This window comes from Aureibacter tunicatorum (assembly GCF_036492635.1).
Taxonomy (GTDB): domain Bacteria; phylum Bacteroidota; class Bacteroidia; order Cytophagales; family Cyclobacteriaceae; genus Aureibacter; species Aureibacter tunicatorum.
In genome coordinates, this window is record NZ_AP025305.1 from 3,408,975 (window position 1) to 3,433,784 (window position 24,810).

General features: G+C 38.1%; 15 protein-coding genes. 6 read left to right on the plus strand and 9 right to left on the minus strand.

The genetic code is table 11. The features are described from left to right. The first annotated feature begins 39 nt into the window (after nt 1-39). Together pafA and AABK36_RS14385 are read left to right on the plus strand one after the other, a co-directional pair. The gene (gene pafA / locus AABK36_RS14380) at nt 40-1,671 is read left to right on the plus strand and encodes an alkaline phosphatase PafA (protein ID WP_309938204.1); all 1,632 of its coding nucleotides are present in this window, start codon (nt 40-42) and stop codon (nt 1,669-1,671) included. Between the two features lie 71 nt (nt 1,672-1,742). Then, a complete protein-coding gene (locus AABK36_RS14385; RefSeq protein WP_309938203.1) occupies nt 1,743-3,740 on the plus strand; it encodes a hypothetical protein in 1,998 nt (665 codons plus the stop codon). Here the strand turns inward: AABK36_RS14385 and AABK36_RS14390 are convergent. From AABK36_RS14390 to AABK36_RS14400, 3 genes are all read right to left on the minus strand, one after another. Continuing rightward, complete coding sequence (locus tag AABK36_RS14390) at nt 3,737-5,734, minus strand: TonB-dependent receptor (protein ID WP_309938202.1); 1,998 nt, start codon at nt 5,732-5,734, stop codon at nt 3,737-3,739. The two genes, AABK36_RS14385 and AABK36_RS14390, sit on opposite strands and share 4 nt — an antisense overlap. A 25-nt stretch (nt 5,735-5,759) precedes the next feature. Beyond that, a complete protein-coding gene (locus AABK36_RS14395) occupies nt 5,760-6,656 on the minus strand; it encodes a FixH family protein (protein ID WP_309938201.1) in 897 nt (298 codons plus the stop codon). A gap of 237 nt (nt 6,657-6,893) precedes the next feature. Continuing rightward, on the minus strand, nt 6,894-7,295 hold the full coding sequence (locus AABK36_RS14400; protein ID WP_309938200.1) for a hypothetical protein: 402 nt from the start codon (nt 7,293-7,295) through the stop codon (nt 6,894-6,896). A gap of 183 nt (nt 7,296-7,478) precedes the next feature. Here AABK36_RS14400 and AABK36_RS14405 point away from each other — a divergent pair, with 183 nt between their 5' ends. Both AABK36_RS14405 and AABK36_RS14410 read left to right on the plus strand, forming a co-directional pair. Then, complete coding sequence (locus tag AABK36_RS14405; RefSeq protein WP_309938199.1) at nt 7,479-9,482, plus strand: PorP/SprF family type IX secretion system membrane protein; 2,004 nt, start codon at nt 7,479-7,481, stop codon at nt 9,480-9,482. Between the two features lie 11 nt (nt 9,483-9,493). Further along, the gene (locus tag AABK36_RS14410) at nt 9,494-14,812 is read left to right on the plus strand and encodes a cadherin domain-containing protein (protein WP_309938198.1); all 5,319 of its coding nucleotides are present in this window, start codon (nt 9,494-9,496) and stop codon (nt 14,810-14,812) included. Between the two features lie 146 nt (nt 14,813-14,958). Here the strand turns inward: AABK36_RS14410 and AABK36_RS14415 are convergent, their stop codons facing one another. The 6 genes from AABK36_RS14415 to ruvB form a co-directional block, all read right to left on the minus strand. Beyond that, entirely contained in the window at nt 14,959-15,552 is a 594-nt protein-coding gene (locus AABK36_RS14415) for a NifU family protein (RefSeq protein WP_309938197.1), read from the minus strand. Between the two features lie 97 nt (nt 15,553-15,649). Beyond that, nucleotides 15,650-16,972 (minus strand): dicarboxylate/amino acid:cation symporter, encoded by a 1,323-nt coding sequence (locus AABK36_RS14420; RefSeq protein ID WP_309938196.1) that lies wholly within the window; start codon nt 16,970-16,972, stop codon nt 15,650-15,652. A gap of 396 nt (nt 16,973-17,368) precedes the next feature. Next, the gene (gene aroC / locus AABK36_RS14425) at nt 17,369-18,445 is read right to left on the minus strand and encodes a chorismate synthase (protein WP_309938195.1); all 1,077 of its coding nucleotides are present in this window, start codon (nt 18,443-18,445) and stop codon (nt 17,369-17,371) included. Nucleotides 18,446-18,514: 69 nt separating this feature from the next. Beyond that, complete coding sequence (locus AABK36_RS14430; protein ID WP_309938194.1) at nt 18,515-20,032, minus strand: BatD family protein; 1,518 nt, start codon at nt 20,030-20,032, stop codon at nt 18,515-18,517. 618 nt (nt 20,033-20,650) lie between these two features. Further along, on the minus strand, nt 20,651-21,604 hold the full coding sequence (gene queG / locus AABK36_RS14435) for a tRNA epoxyqueuosine(34) reductase QueG (RefSeq protein WP_309938193.1): 954 nt from the start codon (nt 21,602-21,604) through the stop codon (nt 20,651-20,653). Between the two features lie 23 nt (nt 21,605-21,627). Next, complete coding sequence (ruvB, locus tag AABK36_RS14440) at nt 21,628-22,656, minus strand: Holliday junction branch migration DNA helicase RuvB (protein WP_309938192.1); 1,029 nt, start codon at nt 22,654-22,656, stop codon at nt 21,628-21,630. Nucleotides 22,657-22,926: 270 nt separating this feature from the next. Here ruvB and AABK36_RS14445 point away from each other — a divergent pair, with 270 nt between their 5' ends. Further along, nucleotides 22,927-23,982, plus strand: a complete 1,056-nt coding sequence (locus AABK36_RS14445; RefSeq protein ID WP_309938191.1) for an FAD:protein FMN transferase — start codon at nt 22,927-22,929, stop codon at nt 23,980-23,982. A 74-nt stretch (nt 23,983-24,056) separates the two neighbouring features. Then, on the plus strand, nt 24,057-24,803 hold the full coding sequence (locus AABK36_RS14450; RefSeq protein ID WP_309938190.1) for an SAM-dependent methyltransferase: 747 nt from the start codon (nt 24,057-24,059) through the stop codon (nt 24,801-24,803). Nucleotides 24,804-24,810 lie beyond the last annotated feature (7 nt).

Sequence of the window (24,810 nt, forward strand, 5' to 3'; positions counted from 1 at the left end):
ATTTGCCTTGAGATAATGAATACCTTTAACACTACCAAAATGAAAAAAACATCGATTTTTAGCATCATTTTTTTGCTGGCAATCACACAAGCTTTCGCTCAAGAGAAAAAGCCTAAACTTGTCGTAGGAATCATCGTTGATCAAATGCGACAAGAATACTTGTATAGATACGAGGAGCACTTAAGCGAAGACGGGTTCAAGAGATTAATCAAAGATGGATTCGAGCTGAAAAACACACATTACAACTACGTACCAACTTCCACAGGCCCTGGGCATGCTTCTGTGTATTCAGGCACAACGCCAACTATGCACGGAATTGTTGCCAATGATTGGTATTCAAGACAATTGCAAGGCGATGAGTATTGCGCTTACGATCCCAAGCAAAAAGCTGTCGGAACAGATGCTAAAGGTGGCGATAGATCTCCTGAGAATCTGATGACAACCACTATCACCGATGAGCTGAAGATCAGCACTCTTTTCGAATCAAAAGTTATCGGTGTTTCTTTAAAAGACAGGGGCGCTATACTTCCTGCGGGACATTCCGCAGACGCGGCGTATTGGTACGACACAAAATCCGGCAACTTTATAACCAGCACATATTACATGGATGAGCTGCCAAAGTGGGTGCAAGATTTCAACAAGAAAAAGCTCGCTGAAAAATATCTTCAAAAAACTTGGAACACGGTATTGCCAATCAGCGAGTATACAGCTTCCCTTGAAGACAACAATCCATATGAACATATTTTCAAAGGTAAATCAGAGCCCGTATTTCCCTATAATCTTAAGAAATTAAGCAAGGAAAATGGCGGAACAAAAATGCTTCCTCTAACACCTTATGGAAATGACATCGTCAATGACATGGCTATTGCCACTATTGAAAATGAAAAAATGGGCCAAGGGAAAGTAACCGACTTCTTGGCTGTAAGCTATTCTTCAACAGACAAAATCGGCCATGCATTTGGGCCTCAATCCATCGAAGTGCAAGACACTTATCTTAGATTGGACCAAAACATCGCTGATCTATTAAAGAAGTTGGATGAAAAAGTGGGCAAAGGAAATTACTTGGTATTCTTAACTGCTGACCACGCGGCTGTAGAAGTTCCTCAATTTCTTGTCGATCACAAAATGCCCGGCGGGTATTTCGACGACAGCAATTTAATCAACGACCTTAACATTTATGTAAGCCAAAGAGTAGGCAAAGGCGATTGGATCGAGGCTGTATCGGAACGCAATGTTTTCATCAACTATTTGGAAACAGATCATAAAAAAGTGGATCGCAAAAGAATTCAAGATTTGGTTTCTGAATACTTGATAAGCCTTGAAGGAATTGATTCGGCTTATCCTGCCTATATTCTCAAAGGCCTGCCTTATGACGAACATAGCTTGAAAGGACATATCAACAGAGGCTACAATCAAAAAAGAAGCGGAGATGTGATTTATTCTTTGCAATCCGGTTGGTTGGCTTCCGACAAAAGAACAGGGACATCTCATGGATGCGGATTTACATATGACACTCATGTGCCTTTAATATGGTATGGATGGAATGTTCCTCAAGGCAGCAGCAATAGATTATACAAGATTACTCAAATCGCTCCAACACTTTCTCAAATGCTTGAAATAAAAGTGCCAAGCGGTTGCACCTTCGAGCCTATCTATGAAATCACTGAATAAGTCCTGAAATTAGCGCTTTTATTCAACAAAAAAATACAGCCTCGGTTACATTGAAAACCGAGGCTTTTTTAATGTATCAATCTCAAATAAATAGCAAAAGCAAATCAAGTCAAAATACCAGCAAGCAGCCAAACCTTTCCAACGGTTTGTCCAGAATGCCTGTGCAACGCACATCAGAATCTCAACTAAATGAAAAAACGCCTATACAAGCGATATTAAGCAAAAAAGCGTTTCAAGGCCTGACGGGTACCGATCATTATGATCATGCTAAAAAAGATGCCAAAGCGACAAGAGAAAGAGATAAAAAAGAGCCAATTCTCTCGCTCATTGACGGGTTATTAGACTCGTTTCAGAGAACAAAATCCATAATGGAAGTAACACTGGTGGATTATTATGAAGCTGGAGAAGTTGCTTTTCCTGTATGGGAAGAAAAGATTAGGCGTGAAAAAGAACTAAACCAATACACCGAAAAAGCAGACAGAGCTCCCTATCTTGAAGGAGTATCAGAAATAAACAAAGTCTTAAGGCCACTTAGAACAGCTGTAAAAAATGAATGGGAAAAGCTGGAGCCTCTTGTGCATAAATTATTAAAAATAATATTCCATATTGAAAAACATGCGCTAAGCTGGGTTGCTATGCATCCGCAAAAATTTGAAGATCGCCCTCATCCATACATGGCTGGGGTTGTGACTCTACTGCGAGAGGCAGATTTGGAGCATCAAGAACTCATTGCCCTAAGCTTGAAAGAGCGCTTTTTCTTTTGGCACCCTGGCGACGAGTATATGTTTGTAATGGAAAATCCACAATTTGAAGATGAGGATAAAACATATGCGGTTCACGAGGAAGAAATCAGCAGCATCTGGGAAAAAGTCAGCCAAAATGCCACACCTTTGATCGCATTTGACACAAAGGAACAAGCTCTGAAAGACAAGCAAGAAAAACCATCTCATTCCAAAGCTTCCGCTGTTTTAGAATTAATAACTGAAAATGTAACCAATGTTAGTAATGAAATAAACCTAGGGTTCTCTGAAAAAATCAACTCCATGGTCGCTAAAATTCTTTATACATTCCATGGCAGAGATTTATTAAGAAAAATCTCAGGGCATTTGTTTGTTCCGGGCAGAGTAATCATTGATCCTGTTTACAACAAATCCAGATTCGGAACACAAATCAGAGGCGATGGATTTCAACAAAAAGACCATACCGACGGAGTTGATCACGATGTCGATGATGATAGCGATGTTCAATTTAGAGGAACTTTCAGCGATTTTCTACGATCCACGTTTGTTGGAAGTACTATGCAAACCGGAGAGCCATTCACATTTGATGCAACTGGCGACTACACTGTCATAAGTGAAAATCCAAGAATCAGAGAACGAAGAAGCCCTGATGACATGAAGACAACGCTAGGCGTGGAACATGCGGATCCTGAGCTAAGCGTGAAAAGAAGCGTATTCTCAGGCATCGATATCAGACCAATGACCAGCAAATCAGGGAAAAAAGCTTTACCTCACACAATTAAATTCCCTGAAGAAGCATACAAGCCAGAACACGTTGCTCCAACAGAAGGAACTGCCGCAACTCCTAAAAGCAGTCTTCATAATCCGGTTATTGCTTTTGTACCTACAGACATGCAGTATGGAGATTTTTATGTAGAGCTCAACCCTAGCACTCTACAAAGCGCTAAAAAACTAGGAAGCCATCGATTAGCATCTCTTCAACCTCCTTTTGTACACTTCGCAGGCGTGCTTGGCACTTCCATACATGCATGGGAAGGAGAATTGAGCAGAAAAGGCGATGAAACGCTCATGGAAAACTTTATCAGAGGAGAAATTGGACTTCCTAGGCAAGTAGGCAAAAAAATGTATGTGCGCTTGCCTAATAAGTCTAAAGAAGGCGTTCGGTTTGTGCCAAGTACTCGTTCAAACTTTCAAGCAGAAACAAGCTTGAGCGATGAAGTGTTATCTCGCGGAGCATCTCAATTAGAACAATCATTAGTCATCAGAGGTTCTGATGACGATGAAACTCCAAAGCTCAAACCTAAGCACTTAAAAAAATTAGGTCATTAAAAATAACAACCTAAGCTTAAGTAAACATTTCTTCCAGGTCTATTTATTCCACCCCAGTCCAAATGCGTTCTGTAATTTCTATCCAAAATATTATCAACTCCTGCCTGTAAATTCAAACGAGATTTTCTTAATAAGAAATCATATCCAGCACTTACGTTGAAAACTGCATAAAATGATGTTGACTGCTCTTCCGCTGTTGCGCTGACTGAATTTTGGGCAAAACTTGATTCATTTTCCAGCTGAATGAATAGCTTTTTCTTCGCATAACGAAGTGAATTGTTCAATCTCAAAGGAAGCATCATCGGTATATTATCCTTTTCGCCTTCATGTTCAAATTCTCCTCTTGTGTACTGAGCCGTGCCCTTCCATACCAAAGCCTCTAAAAGCTGAAGTGAGTAACTGGCATTAAATCCCATTTGATAGGCTCTTTCAGCATTCTGAAAGACTTTTACCCCTAAAGCGCCAATAGTCATTCTATCGATATTCGGATCATAAATGCCAACTATGTAATCTTGCATGTGATAGTAAAAACCTTCTAGCGAGAGTTGAAATTTATCCGTTACGTGTTCGAATCCAACCTTAGCTTGCAAAGCTTTTTCATTATCAATATCAGGCTTGCCAACATAATCATAATTGTCAAATCTATTGAATAAAAAATAGCCAAACTGCTCTGTTACATTAGGCAACCTTTCCGAATAACCTACACCAAATGTTAGTCTAGACAATAAATTAAATTGATAACCAGCATCCATACCCATAGAATACGCAGCTCTTTGATCAGGCTTATCAAGTTGATAACCAAAAATCTCAAACTGCTTCCTGCCAAACTCACTCTTAGCATCAGTATTCGCAAACTCCACACGAACCGAACCCATAATATCCAAAGAGCCATGTTTGTATTGGTCCTCCAAATACAATCCAACTGAGGATCTGTGAACATCCGGCCAAGTTTCCATATATGAAGGAATAACTCCCTCTGGATACATCGTCATCTCAGCATTTGAGGCATTGTAATAATAATCTAGCTTCCCTTTGAACTGATGACGCCCAAACTCAGACTTTAACACTCCAAAAGCTCCATAAGTATCACTCCAACCCGGCATATCCATCCTAATCGGCACATCGGGACGTTTAGAATCATCCATGATATGTTCGATATTATTCCCATAGAGCTTTAATTCGACTTCTTTTACCCAAGAATTCTCTGGAAACGCTAAATATCCAAGACCATAAATCAAAGCTACCGCCGTACCAACATCCATAGTCAAGGCTGGATAACCAACATCCTTTGCCAGATCATAAATCATTGTAAAGGTTAGCAACTGATTTTCAGCCAACCTATAACTTGATTTCAAAGAATGATTCATCTTGGCAAACTGAGAATAATTCACCTCTTCGCCTCCACCTTCTTTGTAATTTCCATGTTTTCTGTATCCTCCGGTATAAACCAAGGCTAGCTTCTCAGTCGAATAGTTTAATTGTCCTTGCAAATCATAACCAGAGCTATTGGAATTATAACGGCTTATCAACGCGCCTCCAACCTTTTTATCAACATCAAACGAAGGTATTCTCGTTTTCATGTCAAGATTACCTCCTACAGAGCAGCCATTTTCAGCGGAACAACCTCCTGTTCTGATATCCGCCTGCTTCATATTGATTGATTCCACATACGAAGTCGCAGGATCCATTCTGTCTGTACAGGCTCCAAATATTCTCATTCCATCAATAGTAACATTAATCTGTCCTGACTGAAAACCATTGATGACAGGCTCCATAGCGTAATTTCCTCTTTTGACCAAACTGATAGAGGGGCTGCGATCAAGCAACTCCTCTATACCTGTAATTTGATTTTTTTGCGCATATCCTTTGTCTGAGACAGAGTCCGCGATTCCTACTTGGTCCAAGTACAAAGTATATGAAGCCGTATCGCTCTGAGAATAACTTTCAACAGCCGCGATCAACAATATTATTAATACTCTGAGTAACTGCTTCATTGAATGCAATGCTTAACGAAGAAAACTAAAATTCTAAATAAAATTTCTTTTCCTTAAGCTCAATAGTCTTAGCCTCATTTTCGCCATCAAAAATTATCTGCCAATCACCAGTCATAGAAAAGTGAACAATCCCTTCATAATGTCCATTTGCCACATGCTTTGGAGCAACATCTGTTTCACTTGTGCCATGATCCATTGAAGGCATGTATGTGCTTACATTCATGAATTCGAAATCTGTCGTTGGCATAAATTCAGGCATATCATCCATTTCTGTTTGAGCTGACCTCATATTCATAGCCATTTTCATTTTCTCATATACCACAAACACTACATCATTAGCTCCCACAGTTGGCTCATTCTTAAAATAATATGAAATGAAATAAGACTTGTTCATATCGCTAGCTCTCACAATCGTCTCTCCCAAGCCATTGGAAACAGCATTAGGATATCTTTCAACCACTTGCAAATCAAAATCAACAGAATGAGATTTTTCATCTCCGTCAACAACATTGATTTTCATGCTCCATTTGCCATGATCCCCGTTGGAAGGCATCGTGAACATAACAGCTCCTGCATAATAACCATTTCCAACTGCTATAGGTTGCTCTGTAGGTGCTCCATGAGACATCATGCCATCGTCCATCATCATATGCATCATTGGAGCTAAAGTTACTTTTGCGTCTTTGATCATAAGTCCCTTTTCATCCAAAACGGCCACTTCCATATGATTGTAACCAGAATACAAATCCTCTTTAGCGTACAACCTCACTTTCATCTCAGAATTATCGACAGCCTTTTCCCCAATCAATATCATTCCATTATCAGGATACTCCGGGCTTTCATTCAAAGAGTCATCACTATTGCATGAAAACATTAACAAACCTTGAACTAAAACTAATAAAAATATAAAATTCCTTTTCATTTCTTATAACGTTAAAACCTATCTCAAAAATTGTTTTATTCTGCCAAATAAGGCCATTGCTATTTGTTCCTCTTCGGCAAGATTCCTAAAAAATGTTGTATATCATATACTCACCTTATTGAAAAAATGAGCTAATCAGAATCAACAAATTCCACGAATTAATTTAACCTACAAGCCAATCGCTCTTTAAAATACGCATTTATAAAGCTAGACTAAGGTATGGATTTCTAGAAATGGTTATGAAATACAAGGAGGTCTAAAAAGAGAAAAAGAATTATCAGAAGTATAAAAGTTCAAATAATATCCTTTATGAAGAATGTTATCTACAAAAATAGGTGAAATAGAATAATCCTGAGGCATTTCGCAAATAGCATGTCCCACAAAAACCTGTACTTCCATTTTATTGCTTTCCTCTTGGCCTTTAGCTTTCTTGAGTTGCTTCATTAGAAAACACTGGCCATTGCAATTCAACTCTGGTTTATTCTTATTTTCACAAAAATTTTCAATCACAAACTCTTGAAATACCTTATAGGAAAGGTATACTCCCGAACGGCTTACCGAAGCCAAGCATAGAGAGAAGAGAATAATAGCGATTAAAGAGTTTTTCATATGCGGGCAAAGATACTTAGTAGTTCTCATTTTTTCAATGCTAATACTTCATTTAGTTGAATATTATAATTCTCAAAACCTCAACAATGAACACTTACCCTTAAGTAGTATTAATTTAACCCAAAATTACTCTTAAAAATACCATCCCTTAGTTTTTAGTCAAAAATTTATTACCTTATATACTTAAAGTAAAAATTATTAAGCTAAAAATACATGAGGAAACTACTACTTATCCTTTTACTTTTATGGGGAGCAAATCGAGTCGCTTTGGCGCAATATAGCCCCAACTACAACCAGTACCTTCAACAACGATTTCTGTTCAACCCAGCACTAGCAGGGTATGAAGGCTACAGCACTGTCATGCTATTGTACAGAAATCAATGGGTAGGAGTCCAGGACGGGCCTATTTCATACACGGCAACCTTTGACAGTCCCTTAGGAAAAAACATGGCGATTGGAGCCAAAGTCGTAAGGGAAGAAGAAAGCATTTTGAATACTTATTCCGGAGAAATTGATTTTGTATACATTGTTAGGATTTCAAATACAAATCGTATTAGATTCGGATTGGGAGCTGGGATCAGCCAAAACCAAATTGATCAAGATTATGAAGATCCTGCCCTTTCCAATACCCAAAACATGAATATCATAGGACGATTTGGAATGTTCTATGAAAATAAATATTTCCAAGCAGGGGTCATCTTGCCGCAATTATTGCAAAACAATCCTTTTTCTCAAGAAAGCCTCAATCCTATAGAATTCGATCCGCTACAAACTGTTGGGATTTCTGTAGAGTCGCGCATCAACTTGAACCCATATCATGCGATCACACCTTATGGTTTGTATTATCACAATCAAAACACAGAAGATCAATATGAAGCAGGTATTTCTTATCAATTCAAGCAAATCTTCTCTATAGGCGGCGCATATCGTCAAAACGAAGGAATCAATGGATTCACAGAGGTTCAAGTCAAAGAAAGAATCGCTGTTGGTTTTGCCTATGGAGTACCGCAATCCAACAGTCCTATCAACAATCACCCAACGTATTCCGCACATCTGAAGATAAGAATTGGCAAAAGAAAGAATCTTCCAATAGCTGAAACAAAAGGAGTTGAATTGGACGAAAGTTTAGAGGAAGACAACGAACTAGCAGAAGCAACCGAAGAAGCTAATGAAAACGAAGAATCTAACACTGAACAAGAAGCAACGCTTGCCAATAACACGGACAACATCAATGCCATTGAGCTATCTGGAGGGCACTATGTAGTTTCCAAAGCCAGCAAAAATCCAAGCATAGCTCAAAAGCAAGCAGACCTTTTGCTTGGCAAGGGATATAGTGAAGCTGGTTGGGGATATTGGTCAGAAACCGGCATGTATTACACATACTTGCTGAGATTTGACAATGAATCTAAAGCTCACACTATGATTCAAGGGTTGAGCGATAGCGATGAAAAAGAAGTAAAAGGCATATGGTATCTTTACATTCCAATGGAAGAAATCGTTTACGATCCTGATAGAGAACTTGAAAAGCTTCAAGATCAAACTATAGCTGAAAACACAGGAGACACTGAAACGATAGATAATTTTAACGAAGAGCCTAAATTCACGCCAGAAAATGATATAGCATATGACGACATCATTGACAATCACAGTTCAGGAGAATACCTTCCCGACGGAAATTATGTAGTAGTTGGAACATATAAAAATGAGAATTACGCAAGAAGGCATGTTGATGAACTAAAACATGCAGGTGAAAACGCTTCTTATGGAGACACTCCAAACAAAGATTACCAATACGTATTCATCTCTTCTCATGACACGCCTGACAAAGCATATGCGAAATTGAAAAAAGTTCATAAAAAAGGCGATTACCCTGGAGCTTGGGTGCTTACGGTAAATCCTTCAACAACGAAAACATATGTAGCTTACAGAGAAGCGCCTACAGAGGATTCTGCAGACTTCAATGATGGAAATTATAGTCCATTGGAAAGCAAGCATTATATGATAGCAGGCGTATTTTCTGCATTAGGCAATGCGCAACGCATGGCTGCCAAATTCCAATCTGAATTCCCAAATGCAAACGTAGGTCAAAATCCATCTAATGGACTCTTCTATGTTTTCTTGACTTCATCTGATGATCAAAATGAGATCCTGGAAACAATAGAAGACTACAAAAGCCAATCAGGCAATGAAGATCTTTGGTACTACTTCCACAAATAAAATTGAGAAAAATGAACAAATTTATATATAAAACTCTTTGGATGGTAATTTGCCTGGCATTGGCAAATTGCTTGATTCCATCATCCTTGCTAGCAAGTCAAAATAACATTACAAGTGTAAATCTTCTTTCTACTACGATACCTGAAAACTCTGATTTTAGCACACAATTCAACATCAAAAACTCAGATGCATTCTATGCAGGCGGGTATACTATTACGTTCGTTTCTGGAACTGGCGGAGAAGACAATAATTCCTTTGAGGTCAACGAAAATTTTGGCACATACAATTTAGCCAGCAAGTCTGGTGTTTCTTTTAATTTCGAAAGCGGCAAAACTGAATACAAAGTTAAAGTTAAAGTAACCGACGACAATGGCGGAAGTGTAACAGAATCATTCGTATTGAATGTTACAAATATGAATGATGCACCAACTAAGATAAACTATGATCAATCCATAACATCCGTTGTTGAAAACGATGCAACTATTAGGGATAAAGTAGTTCTTTTTGTCACGGGGTTTGAAGATGAAGATGCTAGCGGATTGCCTCCGGTTTATAGTATTCAAAATGATCCCAACAATCAATTTAAAGTTGTAGTGGATCCTATCTTTGGTGATATCATGGTCCAATTCACAGGAGTGCCTTTCGACTACGAAGCAGGGACACCTGTTACATTTACCTTAAGAATCTCTGAACAAAATGACGCGGATCTTTACCATGACGAAACGATTACCTTGCAAATCACTAACGACCCATCTGATGATGGAGGCGGAAGCAACGAAGCTCCTACTAATATAACCTTGTCAAAAAATAGTGTGAATGAAAACTCGGCTGTAAACAAGGATATAGGAAATTTAAGCACAACTGATCCTGACGCTGGAGATACTCATACTTACTCTCTTACCAGCAATCCTAATGATTTATTAAAAATTTCGGGCAATAAGCTTCAAGTTAAAAACAATATAAACTTTGAAGTTCACTCGCCTTTGAATATTGAAATCACAACCACTGATCAAGGTGGAGAAAAATTTTCAAAATCATTCGAAATCAGAATCAATGACATCAATGAAGCGCCAACCAACATCTCATTGGACAACAATAGTGTCAATGAAGATGAAAATACTGGATTTGTGATTGGCAGCTTTACAACAACCGATGAAGATTCTCCGGAAGCACATGTGTATGCTTTTGTTACTGGTACTGGAAGCGACGACAATGCTTCATTTTCAATTACCGATGACAAACTAAAATTAAACACAACGCTTGATTTCGAAACTAAAACAAGTTACAAAATCAGAATAAAATCCACAGATAAAGGTGGCGCTGGTCTTTCACTTGAAAAAAGCTTTACGATAAATGTTAATAATGTCGTAGAGAATACCTCGCCAACAAATATTAATTTATCCACAGTCAGTGGAGAACCAAAAGAAAACTCTCCATTTAATACAACTGTAGGTAATTTCTCAGTAATAGATGCTGATGCTGGAGACACTCATACACTTGCTTTAGTTTCAGGTTCAGGAAGCACACACAACAATTTGTTCAAAATAGAAGGCAAAGCTCTTAAAATCAATGGAAATATTGATTTCGAAAATAACGAGACATTGTCAATCAGAGTAAAAGCAACTGATGCGGCTGGTGCTTCTTTTGAAAAAACATTCTCATTGAATGTTGTAGATCAAAATGAAGAACCTACCAATATCGTTTTTTCCAAATCCGCTAACCAGCCAATGGAAAATGCAAATACCGGCACTACAGTTGGCACTTTCAGTGTATCGGATCCTGACAATGATGATTCTCATACTTTGACTCTTGTTTCAGGTGCGGGTAGCGATCATAACAATCTATTTATAATTGATGGAAAAACGCTCAAAGTTAATGGAAATATAGACTTTGAAACAAACCCAACATTAAGGATAAGAGTAAAAGCAACTGATCAAAACAACCTTGCTTTTCAAAAATCATTTACCCTTGATGTGACAAATGTCGCTGAATCTCCAACAGATATTTCATTAGATCAACAAGGAAGCGACTTGAAGGAAAACAGTCCTCAAGGAACTCAAGTTGGTGTATTCACCATAACTGATCCAGATAATGGAGAGTCGCATACCATTACACTCGTAAGCGGAACTGGCGACGATCACAATAATTTATTCTTGATTGACGGTAAAAATCTAAAGGTAAACGGAAATATCGATTTTGAGACCACTCCTGTAGCTAAAATTAGAGTCAGTGTCACTGACGGAACAAGTACTCCACTTGAAAAACAGATAACAATCACAATTGAAGATGTTGTAGAAAATAGCGACCCTACGGATATTACCCTTGATAAACAAGGTGTGGAACTCAAAGAAAACAGCCCTAGCAACACGCTAGTGGGAATATTCTCAGCAACTGATGTGGATAATGGCGATACACATACTTTCACTCTAGTATCCGGCGCTGGCGACACTAATAATAATCTATTTTCTATTCAAAATAAAAATGAGCTGAAAGTCAATGGCGCTATAGACTTTGAAACGACACAAACAGTAAGCATTCGTGTCAAAGTCGTTGACAACAATGGAGGAGCTTTCGAAAAAGCAATTTCTATAAGTGTAGAAGACGTAACTGAAAATACTGGAGGCCAAGCGCCAACAGATATAACACTGAGTAATCAAACAGTGGCAGAAAATTCAGGAGTTGGAAAAATCATAGGTAATTTAGGTGCTACAGATGCTGACACAGCCATTGACGATCTTTCTTTCTTTATGGGTACAGGTGCAGGAGACCAAGATAACTCAAAATTTTATATCGACGGAAAAAAATTGCGAGCGAATGTTTCCTTCAATTTTGAGAATGAAAATAGATTTCAAAAAATTCTTCTCAAAGTTGTTGACCCTGAAGGAAATTCATTTGACAAAATCTTTGATATCGAAATTCTAAATGTGCAAGAAGCTCCAACTGAGATTACTCTTGATAATAACACAGTAAATGAAACGGAATCCAGTGGTTTTGCAATTGGCAATTTAGATGTAGTTGACGATGACCGCAATGAGCCATATACATTTAATTTGACTGCAGACACTGACAACGGCAACAATGAATACGACAATGCTCTATTTCTAGTTGATGGAGCGCAATTGAAATTGAATGGCAACTTGGATTTCGACTCAAAACCAACATTAAAGATTCATATCCAAACTCAAGGCAACAATGATGGGCTGACTTTCAGTCAAATACTTACTATTAATGTTGAAAAGGCTGTAAATACAGCTCCTACAAATATTGATTTATCAAATCAAACGATTATTGAAAATGCTTTGGCAGACCAATTAGTAGGAACAATATCAAGCACAGATGCTGATGCCGGAGACACTCACACATATGTATTGATCGCTGGAAGTGGAGACACAGATAACAATTTATTCAAAATAGATGGCAATGAGCTTAAAGTAAAAGCGTCCAATACCATTGATTTCGAACAAAAAGATATGTTGTCTATCCGTTTAAAAACAACTGACAACGGTGGCGCCAGCTTTGAAAAAGTGTTCTCCATTTCTGTCGAAGATGTGGATGAGAACACCAATACCGCTCCTACGAATATTGATTTATCAAATCAAACAATTGTCGAAAATGCTGTGGCAGACCAGCTAGTGGGTGAAATCACAACCACAGATGCTGACGCGGGAAACACTCATACTTACTTACTAATTGCAGGAAGCGGTGACACAGACAATAATTTATTCAAAATAGATGGCAATGAGCTTAAAGTAAAAGCATCGAACACAATTGACTTCGAGCAAAAAGACTTGTTGTCTATTCGTTTGAAAACAACTGATAATAATGGTGCTAGCTTTGAGAAAGTGTTCTCCATCACTGTGGAAGATGTGGACGAAAATAGCAACAATGCTCCTACAGACATTGCCTTGAGCAATAACAGCATATTGGAAAATCAAGCTATCGGCACTATTGTCGGTTCTCTGACAGCATCTGACCCTGACAACGGTCAAACGCATACATTCAGCTTGGTGGCGGGACAAGGAGATACAGACAACGTTTCATTCAAAATAGTGGGTGACAAACTCCAAAGCGATGAAATATTCGATTTTGAAGCTATTAAAAATCAATACAGCATACGCATTGAAGTAAACGACGGAGCAGGAGGATCATTTTCAAAAGTATTCAAAATTAACATTACAGATATTATTCAAGAACAAAACACTGAGCCTTCAGATATTTTGCTTTCTAATAACTCTATCTCTGAAAACGAACCTTCAGGAACAACTATTGGAACATTATCCACAGTAGACCCAGATCCTTTGCAAACTCATATTTTTAGTCTTGTAAACGGTGATGGAAGCGATGACAATTCATCAGTAACTATTGAAGACAATATATTGAAAAGTGCCGCTTCTTTCGATTTCGAATCGAAAAACAGTTTGAATATCAGAATAAAAGTCGCAGACAATCAAGGCGGTTCATTTGAAAAGGCTCTTATTATCGATATTATTGATGAAGAGTTAACCATTTCACTTTCCAACACAACTGTGAAAGAAAATGAGTCAACTGATATTCTAGTGGGAGAACTATCTATTGGCAACGGCAACACTGCCACTTTTGAGCTTGTAGCTGGAGAGGGAGATACTAACAACAACTTGTTTATAATAGATGGAGGTAAACTAATGACTGCAGCTGGATTGGACTATGAAGACCAGAACAGTTTAAGCATTAGAATTAAAGCTACAGACAGCAATGGAGAAGTGTCTGAGCAAAGCTTCAACATAGAGGTAATAGATATACCAACCATCACATCCGAATCAATCACGTTAGATGAAATTAGCTTAAGCAACAATTCTCAAACAGGCGATATTAGCGCAACGATAATGGTCGATGATAATCAAGGAAATTTGGACATTACCTTTGTCAACGGTGAAGGAGATGATGACAATGATCTTTTCATCATTGAAGACAACAAAATCATCTTGGATGAAAACTTAATCGACTATATCGACGAAAATGCCACTACATTGAGCATTAGAATAGCAGTGACTAACGAAGCGGGAGAAACTGTTGAGAAAACATTTGAAATGCCTATATCCAAAGAAATCGAATGGGCTAAAGTATTTTCTCCAAATGGGGATGGCATAAATGACGAGTTTTCGATCACTTACCCTAACTCCAGCGAACCCGTTAAAGTGATGATTATGAATAAAAGAAGCCAGATTTTCTTTGAAACCGATGATTACAGAAATGCAAGCTGGAACGGAGGCTCTGCTCCTTCAGGCATTTATTATATTTCTGTGACAAATGGCGATGATGAAAAAATCGGATCTTTTACACTTGCCCGATAAAATTAAACATTGACATATTGCTAAAGCCAAATGCATTTCGCATTTGGCTTTTTTTGTTGCAAAATATTCACAATAAAAAAGCCCGCGAAACTATCGCAGGCTCATTTATACTTCTTCAAAACTCTATCGTTTCAAATTCAATCTCATTATACACCTTCAGCTTCAACCGACTCGACTTCAGGCACCATTCTTTTTAGCAAATTTTCTATGCCAGCTTTAAGAGTTACTGTTGAAGAAGGACATCCACTGCAAGATCCCTGCAATAACACTTTCACAACACCTCCCTCAAATGAATGAAATGTAATAGCTCCTCCATCTTGCTCCACAGCAGGCTTGATATACTCGTCTAGTATTCCCTTGATCTTAGCAACGATCTCAGAATCCTCTCCTTCTTGCGGCAATGCGGAAGCAGCAGCAGGATCGATCACCGCTTTACCTGTACTTAAATAAGTCTTGATTTCTTCCTTGATTACATTTTGCACTTCAGCCCACTCTTCAGACTCAGCTTTAGTAACTGTAACAAAATTGCTCGCAAAAAACACTCTCTCCACATAAGGCAAATCAAATAAGACCTTCGCCAATGGAGAATCAGCAGCGCTTTCTTTGGTTGGGAAATCATAACTTTCTCCTTGCGGCACCAACATAAAGTTCGCCACAAATTTCAACGAATTCGGGTTTGGATTAGCCTCCAAATATAACTGAACCAGTCTAGAATTTTGAGCTTGTTCCTGTACAGACATATGTTTAGTATTTATTTTCTTCTTTTCTACAACGTAAAGATTGGAAATTTACGCCAATTTTCCCACATAAAGGATTAACGAATGACAATTTAAGCTATTATTCCTGCACCAATTCCTCCGTGTCTATTTCTGAAAAATCCTGTCCTTCCGTACTTGCCACAGCCATTGAAACCGTCGCATCGCCCGTAACATTCACAACCGTCCTACACATATCAAGAATTCTGTCAGGCGCAATGATCAATGCTAATCCTGCCGCAGGAATATTCACAGACTCCAACACAATCACAAGCATCACCATGCCTGCGCCAGGAACTCCCGCTGAACCTATCGAAGCAAGGGTAGCAGTTAATACGATCATGATTTGTTGAGTTATGGTCAAATCAAGACCTAAAGCCTGCGCGATGAACACCGCCGCAACCCCTTGATACAAACTAGTTCCATCCATGTTAATTGTAGCCCCTAAAGGCAAAACAAAACTTGAAACTTCCTCGGAAACTTTCAGCTTCTTCTCAACACATTCCATCGTCACCGGCAAGGTAGCAGAACTTGAACTTGTACTAAAGGCCAACAATTGAGCAGGCCTAATGCCTCTGAAAAAATCAAAATAATTAAAACTTGTGAAAATCTTCAAAAACATTGGATATACCAACATAATCATAATACCCAAGCCTAATAGAACGGTCAATGAATAGGCTAACAAAGCCCCCAATATTTCTAAAGCGCTACTTGGATCATCTCCAGCCAGCTCAACAATCATCGTTGTAATTAATGCAAATACACCGAATGGCGCGATCCTCATGATAAAATCAATAATCTTCAAAATAATCTCATTGATTCCATCAAAAAACTTCACAACTCCTTCGCCTTTCTCCTTTGGGATTTTTAATAGCGCAATCCCCATCAAAACCGCAAAAAATACGATTTTAAGCATGCTGCCATTATCCGAAGCCGCTTGAACGATATTCGTCGGCACCATATTCACCAAAGGTTGCAATGGACCGCTTTCTCTCAACTCTTTGGCTTGATCCGCTTTAGCAGCTACTTTACCAGCGTACATTTCCAGCAAATCCATCCTCGTTTGCGTTGAGATAAATTTCCCCGGCTCGATCAAATTCACCACAGCCAAGCCAATGGTAATCGATATTACTGTCGTTAATATATATATTCCAATAGTTTTGCCTCCCATTCGCGACAATTTGGAAACATCCCCTAAATTAGCTATACCAATAATCAAGGAAGCCAATACCAAAGGCGCGGCAATCATCTTGAGGGAATTAACGAAAATCGTCCCTATAGGCTTGATATAATTCAAAGTAAACTCCTTTGGCACGCCTAAATAGGAGAACAACAATCCAACTGCTAATCCAGCCAAAAGGCCAATGACAATCTTTAAATGCAATGGAATCTTTTTCTTAGCCATTCTAAATTGTATTATTGAATGAAAATTAAAAGTTTATAAATGTAGTCTTTCTAACACAATTAACCAATCTAATAAAAAAGATTGAATTTCACAGAATATCCGTTTTTTTTGGAAAAAAATAATTTTATCAAAAAACAGTTATAATAAAAATAACACAACCAACGCAAAGGTTTTTGGCTAATCACCACATAACTCTAGTTGAAAAATACAAAACCAAGGTCAATATCGAGTTAAAGTAGTTAATTCCATTCATTAAGCAACAATTGGGTATTTCAGAGACAATTCCACCCCAACCTAGATTTTGCTAAAATTATCTTTTACCAATACTATATTGAGAGAATAAAAAAAGCCTCACCTTTGAGTTAAAGATGAGGCTCATATAACCTTTCTTAGAAATTATATCTTTGAGGATTTATTTCTTAAATGCATATCAGCCAATACTAAAGCAGTCATAGCCTCAACAATAGGCACAGCTCTTGAAACAACGCAAGGATCATGTCTTCCCTTGCCACTCACTGTTACTGCTTCTCCACTTTCGTTAACACTATCTTGATCTTTCATGATCGTAGCAACTGGTTTGAACGCTACTCTGAAATAAATATCCTGTCCATTGGAAATTCCACCTTGAATGCCTCCGGAGAAATTGGTTTTTGTTTTCACACGACCGTCTTCCACATAAAACTCGTCATTGTGTTCCGACCCGTACATCTCAACGCCATCAAACCCGCTTCCATACTCAAAGCCTTTTACCGCGTTGATACTCAACATTGCTTTCCCCAATTCGGCATGAAGCTTGTCGAAAACAGGTTCCCCTAAGCCTACAGGCACGTGAAAAGCCAATCCTGTCACAATACCTCCAATAGTGTCTTGCTTTTTGCGAGTTTGGTCGATTAGCTCTATCATCTCCGCGGCTTTGTCTTGATCAGGGCATCTCAGTATATTGTCCTCGATCGTATTCAAATCAAGCTCCTTATAGCTTTTGTCCAGCTTAATAGGACCAACCTGCGACACATAAGCTTTCACATCAATCCCTAAAGTCTTAAGATAAAGCTTAGCCAAAGCTCCTGCGGCTACTCTAGCAGCTGTTTCTCTTGCCGAACTTCTTCCTCCGCCTCGGTAATCTCTTATGCCGTACTTTTCAGTATAGGTAAAGTCCGCATGCGATGGTCTGTACTTGTCCGCGATATGCGAATAATCCTTACTTCGTTGATCTTCATTGAAAATCACTAAAGCGATTGGCGTTCCAGTGGTCTTGCCTTCAAACACACCGGAAAGAACTTGAAAGCTATCAGCTTCCTTTCTATGAGTTGTTATCTTGGATTGTCCGGGCTTTCTTCTCTCAAGCTCTTGTTGTATGAACAGCTCGTCGAAGTCTATTCCCGCTGGACATCCATCCACCACTACTCCCAAGGCCTTTCCATGAGACTCGCCGAATGTCGATATTTTAAATATATTTCCGTATGTATTACTCATCACCAAATATTTACTGTAGAAATCCCTTTAACCTTCTAATGCCGCAAGTTAATACTCGCATAAGCAAAATTAACCATGTTTTTTGGAAAATTTCCTCTTGACAGGAAGTTTATCCCAGAAAATGAAGCCCAATGATGACAACAACATCACGCATAGAAGTATGCTTGCTATTATTTTAAATGTCCCCACTCTATTGACTGAACGAAGCCTATTGCTAGCCAAATCTATACGGTCATAGAATGATCCAAGATCATTTGACATGATATCAGAATTTTGCAAACTTTCTCCGTACACGTTCAAAACCACATTCGGCCTCAGCGTGTCATACTCGGCTGTAGCCGTGTTAAAATAAATCCAATAGAAATAATCTCCCAAATTATACTCTCCCGGTTCTTTCGGAATCACATAATAGTCAAATGATTTATTACCCAAAACGACACTATTGGATCGTTGTATGTTTTGCCTTACATTAGGCGGATAAATATCCAAGGAATCGGAATTAACCACTGTTGGATCATCAATAGCAGCGATATTTCCTTTGCCTGTAATATTGAAGTCAAAGCTGAAACTGTTTCCTGTTTTAACCGATTTCTGGCTAATCTTGCTATTTAGCCTATACTGTCCCACAGCCACTTGATTCTTAAGAGGATAATCCGGCAATTCTTTTACTTTGATTTCAATTGCTTTGGAATAAAACGTTTTGAAATCTTCCTGTCTATTTTGACCAAAGAAGCTTGGATTCTTTGCCACCTTGTATTTGATCATCTTCAAAGGCATCGCCGGTATCTCAATTGGATTCGTATTCAGTGGAAAGTAAGAGGCTTGAAACAAATTATACCTTTGATACACCTTATTGTTGATTTCAACTCGGTCCGGCCCCAATCGATTATCAAAAGTCTCTTCCCAGCAATTTGTCGGCTTGATTTGCTTTAATATTTCCGATAATTGATTATTGATATCATAAAAGTCCAAAGGAGCTTTATTTTCCAAAGCTACATAAAAAGCCGCTCTCAGGTTAAACCCCTGCCCAACGTAGACTTCCTTTTTATCAGTAGTAATAGCGAAAAACGCATCCTCCTTCACATCCACAAATTCTGTAGGCTGCCTCTGCTGAGTTCTATTGCCAAAAAAATCAGCGAAAGGGTCGTAATAGTTACGTTGTTGCTGCGCAGCGGCAGGCCCTACCACTATCCTAGCTCCTTGGGATTTCACCTTCTTTCCATTTACATCCATTTCAAAAGGATGCAATACAAATGTCCCTTCCTTTTGCGGCAAATAAGATTGGGAAATACTTTGCGTAAATGACATCTGTCCATTGACAATATTGGTCGAAGAGGAAGAAGAAGTTCCTCTTTTCATAAAACCAGCGATATCCGGAAATTCGGAATAATTCTGTATTTGCCCATTGGAAACAGTAATCGTGACTTTGTAAGTCTGGTTTTTAGCGATTTTATTTGGCCCCAAGGAAATGTTCACTTCCTGCGCTGTAGCTCTTGCAGAGCCTAAAAACATCGCCAATATAAATACACATGCAAAAAATCCCTGAAATTTCGTTTTAGAGTTTATTTTCAAGCTTTCTAATTCCATTCTTTATTTTAAGTAAGAAAGATTCCTCTTAATAATGGGCCCATAACCAAGCCACATGTTAACTTCGGTTAAATATCTCAAAATCCCTCTATTTTATCAAATGAATAGCCCCTAGTTACGTTAAAAATTCAAAAAGTAATTTTGGGCATTTGTTAAAAATATCAAAAAGAAGAAACTATGTTTTTGACAATACGTAAAAATATATACAAATTTACCGTTAATAATTGCGAACAAACACAAACTAAAGAAATATATGCCGAAGTTTTAAATTTTAAAAATTTATCAGTAACCTTTCAAATGGATTCACGTTGATGAAAAAAGAAATCAGCATGAATATTGTTAATTATTTACTTAACAGACCAAATCATTTTTTTTAAAACTATGCTTAAATATTCAAAATTGATCTTATCGAAGGTAAGTTTTAATTACAGACTCTTCGAAAAAGAATTGCTGAAAGCTATAATTAATTTAATGCCTAACGAAGTGGATGACTTGAAAAGATGGTGCTACGAGCAATTCGGACACAATCAAAATCACCAAAAAATCTTGCTTCGTAACTTTCTGTAATTCAGATTTAATGCGAAAGCGATTATTTCAAAGATAAATATTTCAAAAGGCTCACTTCGGTGAGCCTTTCTTTTTGGCAAACGCTATGTTCCTCGCCAATCCCTCTATTTTTGTTCTTTTAACCGCCGATTTCCTGAATATTTCATTGAATACATCTCTGGTCAACTCTTCCCAATCATTTTTACGCATACTCACTAAATTTTCATGAGGCTTGAACATTGGTTCATTATGCGGTTTGGAAAATCGATTCCAAGGGCAAACGTCTTGGCAAATATCACATCCAAAAACCCAATCTTCCATTTGACCTTCAAACTCATTAGGAATGGAATCCTTAAGCTCTATGGTCAAGTAAGAAATGCATTTGCTCGCATCCATTACTCCATTGCCGACCAAAGCGTCAGTTGGGCAAGCTTCCACGCACTTATTGCATGTTCCACAATAATCCTTGATAGGTCCATCAGGCTCAAGCTCCAGATCGATAATCATTTCGCATAAAAAAAAGAAACTTCCAGCACTTTTATTGATAAGCAGCGTATTTTTACCAACCCAGCCTACGCCGCTCTTTTTCGCCCAACTCCTCTCCATGACAGGGGCTGAATCCACGAACACTCTTCCATCCACTTCTCCCACATTTTCATGAATCAACTCCATGAACTCCTTAAGCTTATCTTTGATCACAAAATGATAATCCTTGCCATAGGCATATTTGGCAATTTTATAATTATCCTGATCCGAAATGACATCATGCGGATAATAATTATACATCAATGTCACCACAGACCTTGCCCCTTCAACCAATTTTGTAGGGTCAAGCCTCTTGTCAAAATGATTTTCCATGTAAGACATCTTACCATGACTGCCATTTTTCAACCATTGCTCCAATCCTGCCGCATCTTCTTCCAAAAACTCCGCCTTGGAAATACCGCAAAATTGAAAGCCCAAGTCCAAAGCTGTTCTTTTCACAAAGGCTGTGCGATCTTCAACAGAAGACAAATATTTATTCATGCAATTAACTTCTATACTCAAACTTAATCAAACAAACTGCCTTGTTGAGTAGGTGGTTTTATCTTCAAATGGTCATAAGCTGTTGGCGTGGCCTCCCTGCCTCTAGATGTACGCTTGATATAACCTTCCTTGATCAAAAAAGGCTCATAAACTTCTTCTATCGTTTCAGCTTCTTCGCTACATGCTGTAGCTATTGTGCTCAAGCCTACAGGGCCACCATTGAATTTGCCAATAATAGTATTCAGTATCCTATTATCCATCTCATCCAGACCGTTCTTATCCACATCCAAAGCATTAAGAGCAACTTCAGCAATATCAAGCTTTATTGTACCATCACCTTTGACTTGGGCAAAGTCTCGTGTCCTTCTCAGTAAATTATTCGCGATACGAGGAGTTCCGCGACTTCTTCTTGCGATCTCGAAAGCCGCGTCAGCATGTATTGGAGTACCCAGTATCTTAGATGACCTTTCAATAATCGTAGACAACAATTTTGCGTCATAATACTCCAATCGAGAGTTAATCCCAAAACGAGCTCTTAAAGGAGCCGTCAATAAACCTGATCGAGTTGTCGCGCCAATCAATGTAAATGGATTCAAACCTATCTGAACTGTTCTTGCGTTAGGCCCTGAATCAATCATAATATCAATCTTAAAATCCTCCATGGCCGAATATAAATACTCTTCCACAATCGGATTCAAACGATGTATTTCATCTATAAAAAGAACATCATGCTCCTCAAGATTTGTCAGTAAGCCCGCCAAATCGCTAGGTTTGTCTAATACAGGCCCTGAGGTTACCTTTATATTTGACCCTAACTCGTTGGCAATAATATGCGACAGTGTTGTTTTTCCCAATCCAGGAGGACCATGCAGTAAGACATGATCCAAAGGTTCATTTCTTTGAGATGCCGCTATCACAAATATCTTAAGGTTTTCAAGCACTTTTTCCTGACCTGTAAAATCGTTAAAAGACAAAGGTCGCAAAGCTCTTTCAAACTCTTTTTCAGCATTGGACATATGCTCATTGCTTCCCGTTAAATAATCCTCTCGCATATTTTCTTATTGAAATCTATAGATCAAATATATTTCGCTCCACACTTCGTTCATTTTTAATTCCTAACACAAAGATAAAGCCTTCCAACAAATGTAATTCAAAAAAAAACTTCTTGAAACTTAAGAAGGATATTGAGTCAAAAACAGGTAAAAAAGAAAAGAACCATCCTATCAAACATACTTTTTTGCAATTTATCGTTAAATTGCAACCTGATTGCAGCGCCTAATAAGCTAGCAATTTAAATAGGCTAAAGCCGTTCTTAAGACATCATGAGCACTATCAAAGATAAAATACTTCACAAAAGCAAAATTTACCCAATTGTACTCATCTTGATCATCTTGGTCGTTAGAAATTATCGAGAAAAAAATGCGCAAGAAGAGACCTCTGAGTTTACGCAAATTCAAGGCACAACTATGGGGACAACATATTCTATCAAATATGAAAATGAATTGCAAAGCAATTTGAAAAACAGTGTTGACTCGATTCTAGCAGACTTCAACAATAGCCTGTCAACATATATAGAGCAATCCGAAATTTCGAAATTCAATCGTCAGGACTCTATATCCTTAAGTTATCCATATCTGCGATACATGTTCAATGAAAGCCAGAGAATTTATGAAAATACTCAAGGAGCTTTCAACCCTACAGTGATGCCGCTTGTTAGAGCATGGGGTTTCGGACCAGGAGAAGCAACTTATCCGGACTCTTCAAAAGTAGATTCAATCATGCAATACATCGATTTTGAATCTATTCAACTGAAAGGCAACCAACTTCACAAAATTAAGGAAGGTGTTGAATTGGATTTCTCAGCCATTGCCAAAGGATATGGAGTTGATGTTGTCGCTCAATACCTGACATCCTTAGGAATCAATAACTACATGGTAGAAATAGGCGGCGAAATTGTTTGCAAAGGCCATAACCCTGCAGGGAAATCTTGGACTATAGGCGTTGAAGACCCTCAATCCAACGGCTTGTCTCAAAGTGCGATAGCATCGCTTACTTTGAACAATCAAGCAATCGCTACTTCTGGAAATTACAAGAATTTTAAAATAAAAGACGGAGTAAAATACGCTCATACAATTAATCCATTTACTGGATATCCGCAAATGCAAACCTTGTTAAGCGCTTCGGTAATCGCTCCCACTTGCGCTGAGGCAGATGCATATGCTACAGCTTTCATGGTATTGGGCTTCGACAAATCCAAAGATCTTATTGAAAATTTAGACAATGTGCATGCTTATCTGATCTACAGCGATGAAGAAGGCAATGTGAAAAGTTTTATCAGCGATGATAAGCTGAAAAAACAATTTGTGACGCTTCAATAAGCTCTGCTTTGAATTAACAAATCAAAGCTTCATAAAACAATACAGAACAAAAGGCAAAAACTCAATAATAGAATATGTCATCTGACAGTAAAAAAGAATGGTTTGGAGAATGGTTTGATTCTCCTTATTATCATATATTATATAAAAACAGAGATTATTCAGAAGCCGAAACATTCATTAACAATGTCATTCATAAATTAGAGATGGCTTCTGGCGACAAGGTTCTAGACATTGCCTGTGGCAAAGGGCGCCATTCTATTTTTTTGAACAAAAATGGAATGAACGTAACTGGAATTGATCTTTCTGTGCAAAGCATTGAGTTTGCGAAGCAATTTGAAAACGACAAACTTCACTTTGCGAATCATGACATGCGCGAGACATTCCAAGAAAGTCAATTTGACTTTGTCGTAAATCTATTTACAAGTTTTGGCTACTTCTCGGATGAAAAAGATAACCAAAAAGCGATAAACTCCGCGATTGACAACCTTAAGCCTAATGGCAAAATGCTTTTGGATTTTCTAAATCCAACCAAAGTCATTAATCAGCTTAAAAAAGATGAAAAGAAAACCATTGATGGCATTAGCTTCGATATACACAAAAGAGTAGATGAAAATAACTTCATAGTCAAAACCATTGAATTCAATGATAATGAAATAGATTTCAAATTTGAAGAAAAAGTAAAAGCCCTTAAACAAACAGATTTTATAACGTATTTCAATAACGCTGGTGCTAAAATTATCGGCACTTATGGCAGCTACGAGTTTGACAAATTCGATATGGATAATTCTGATCGAATGATTTTTATTGCTGAAAAAAAATAAATAGAGC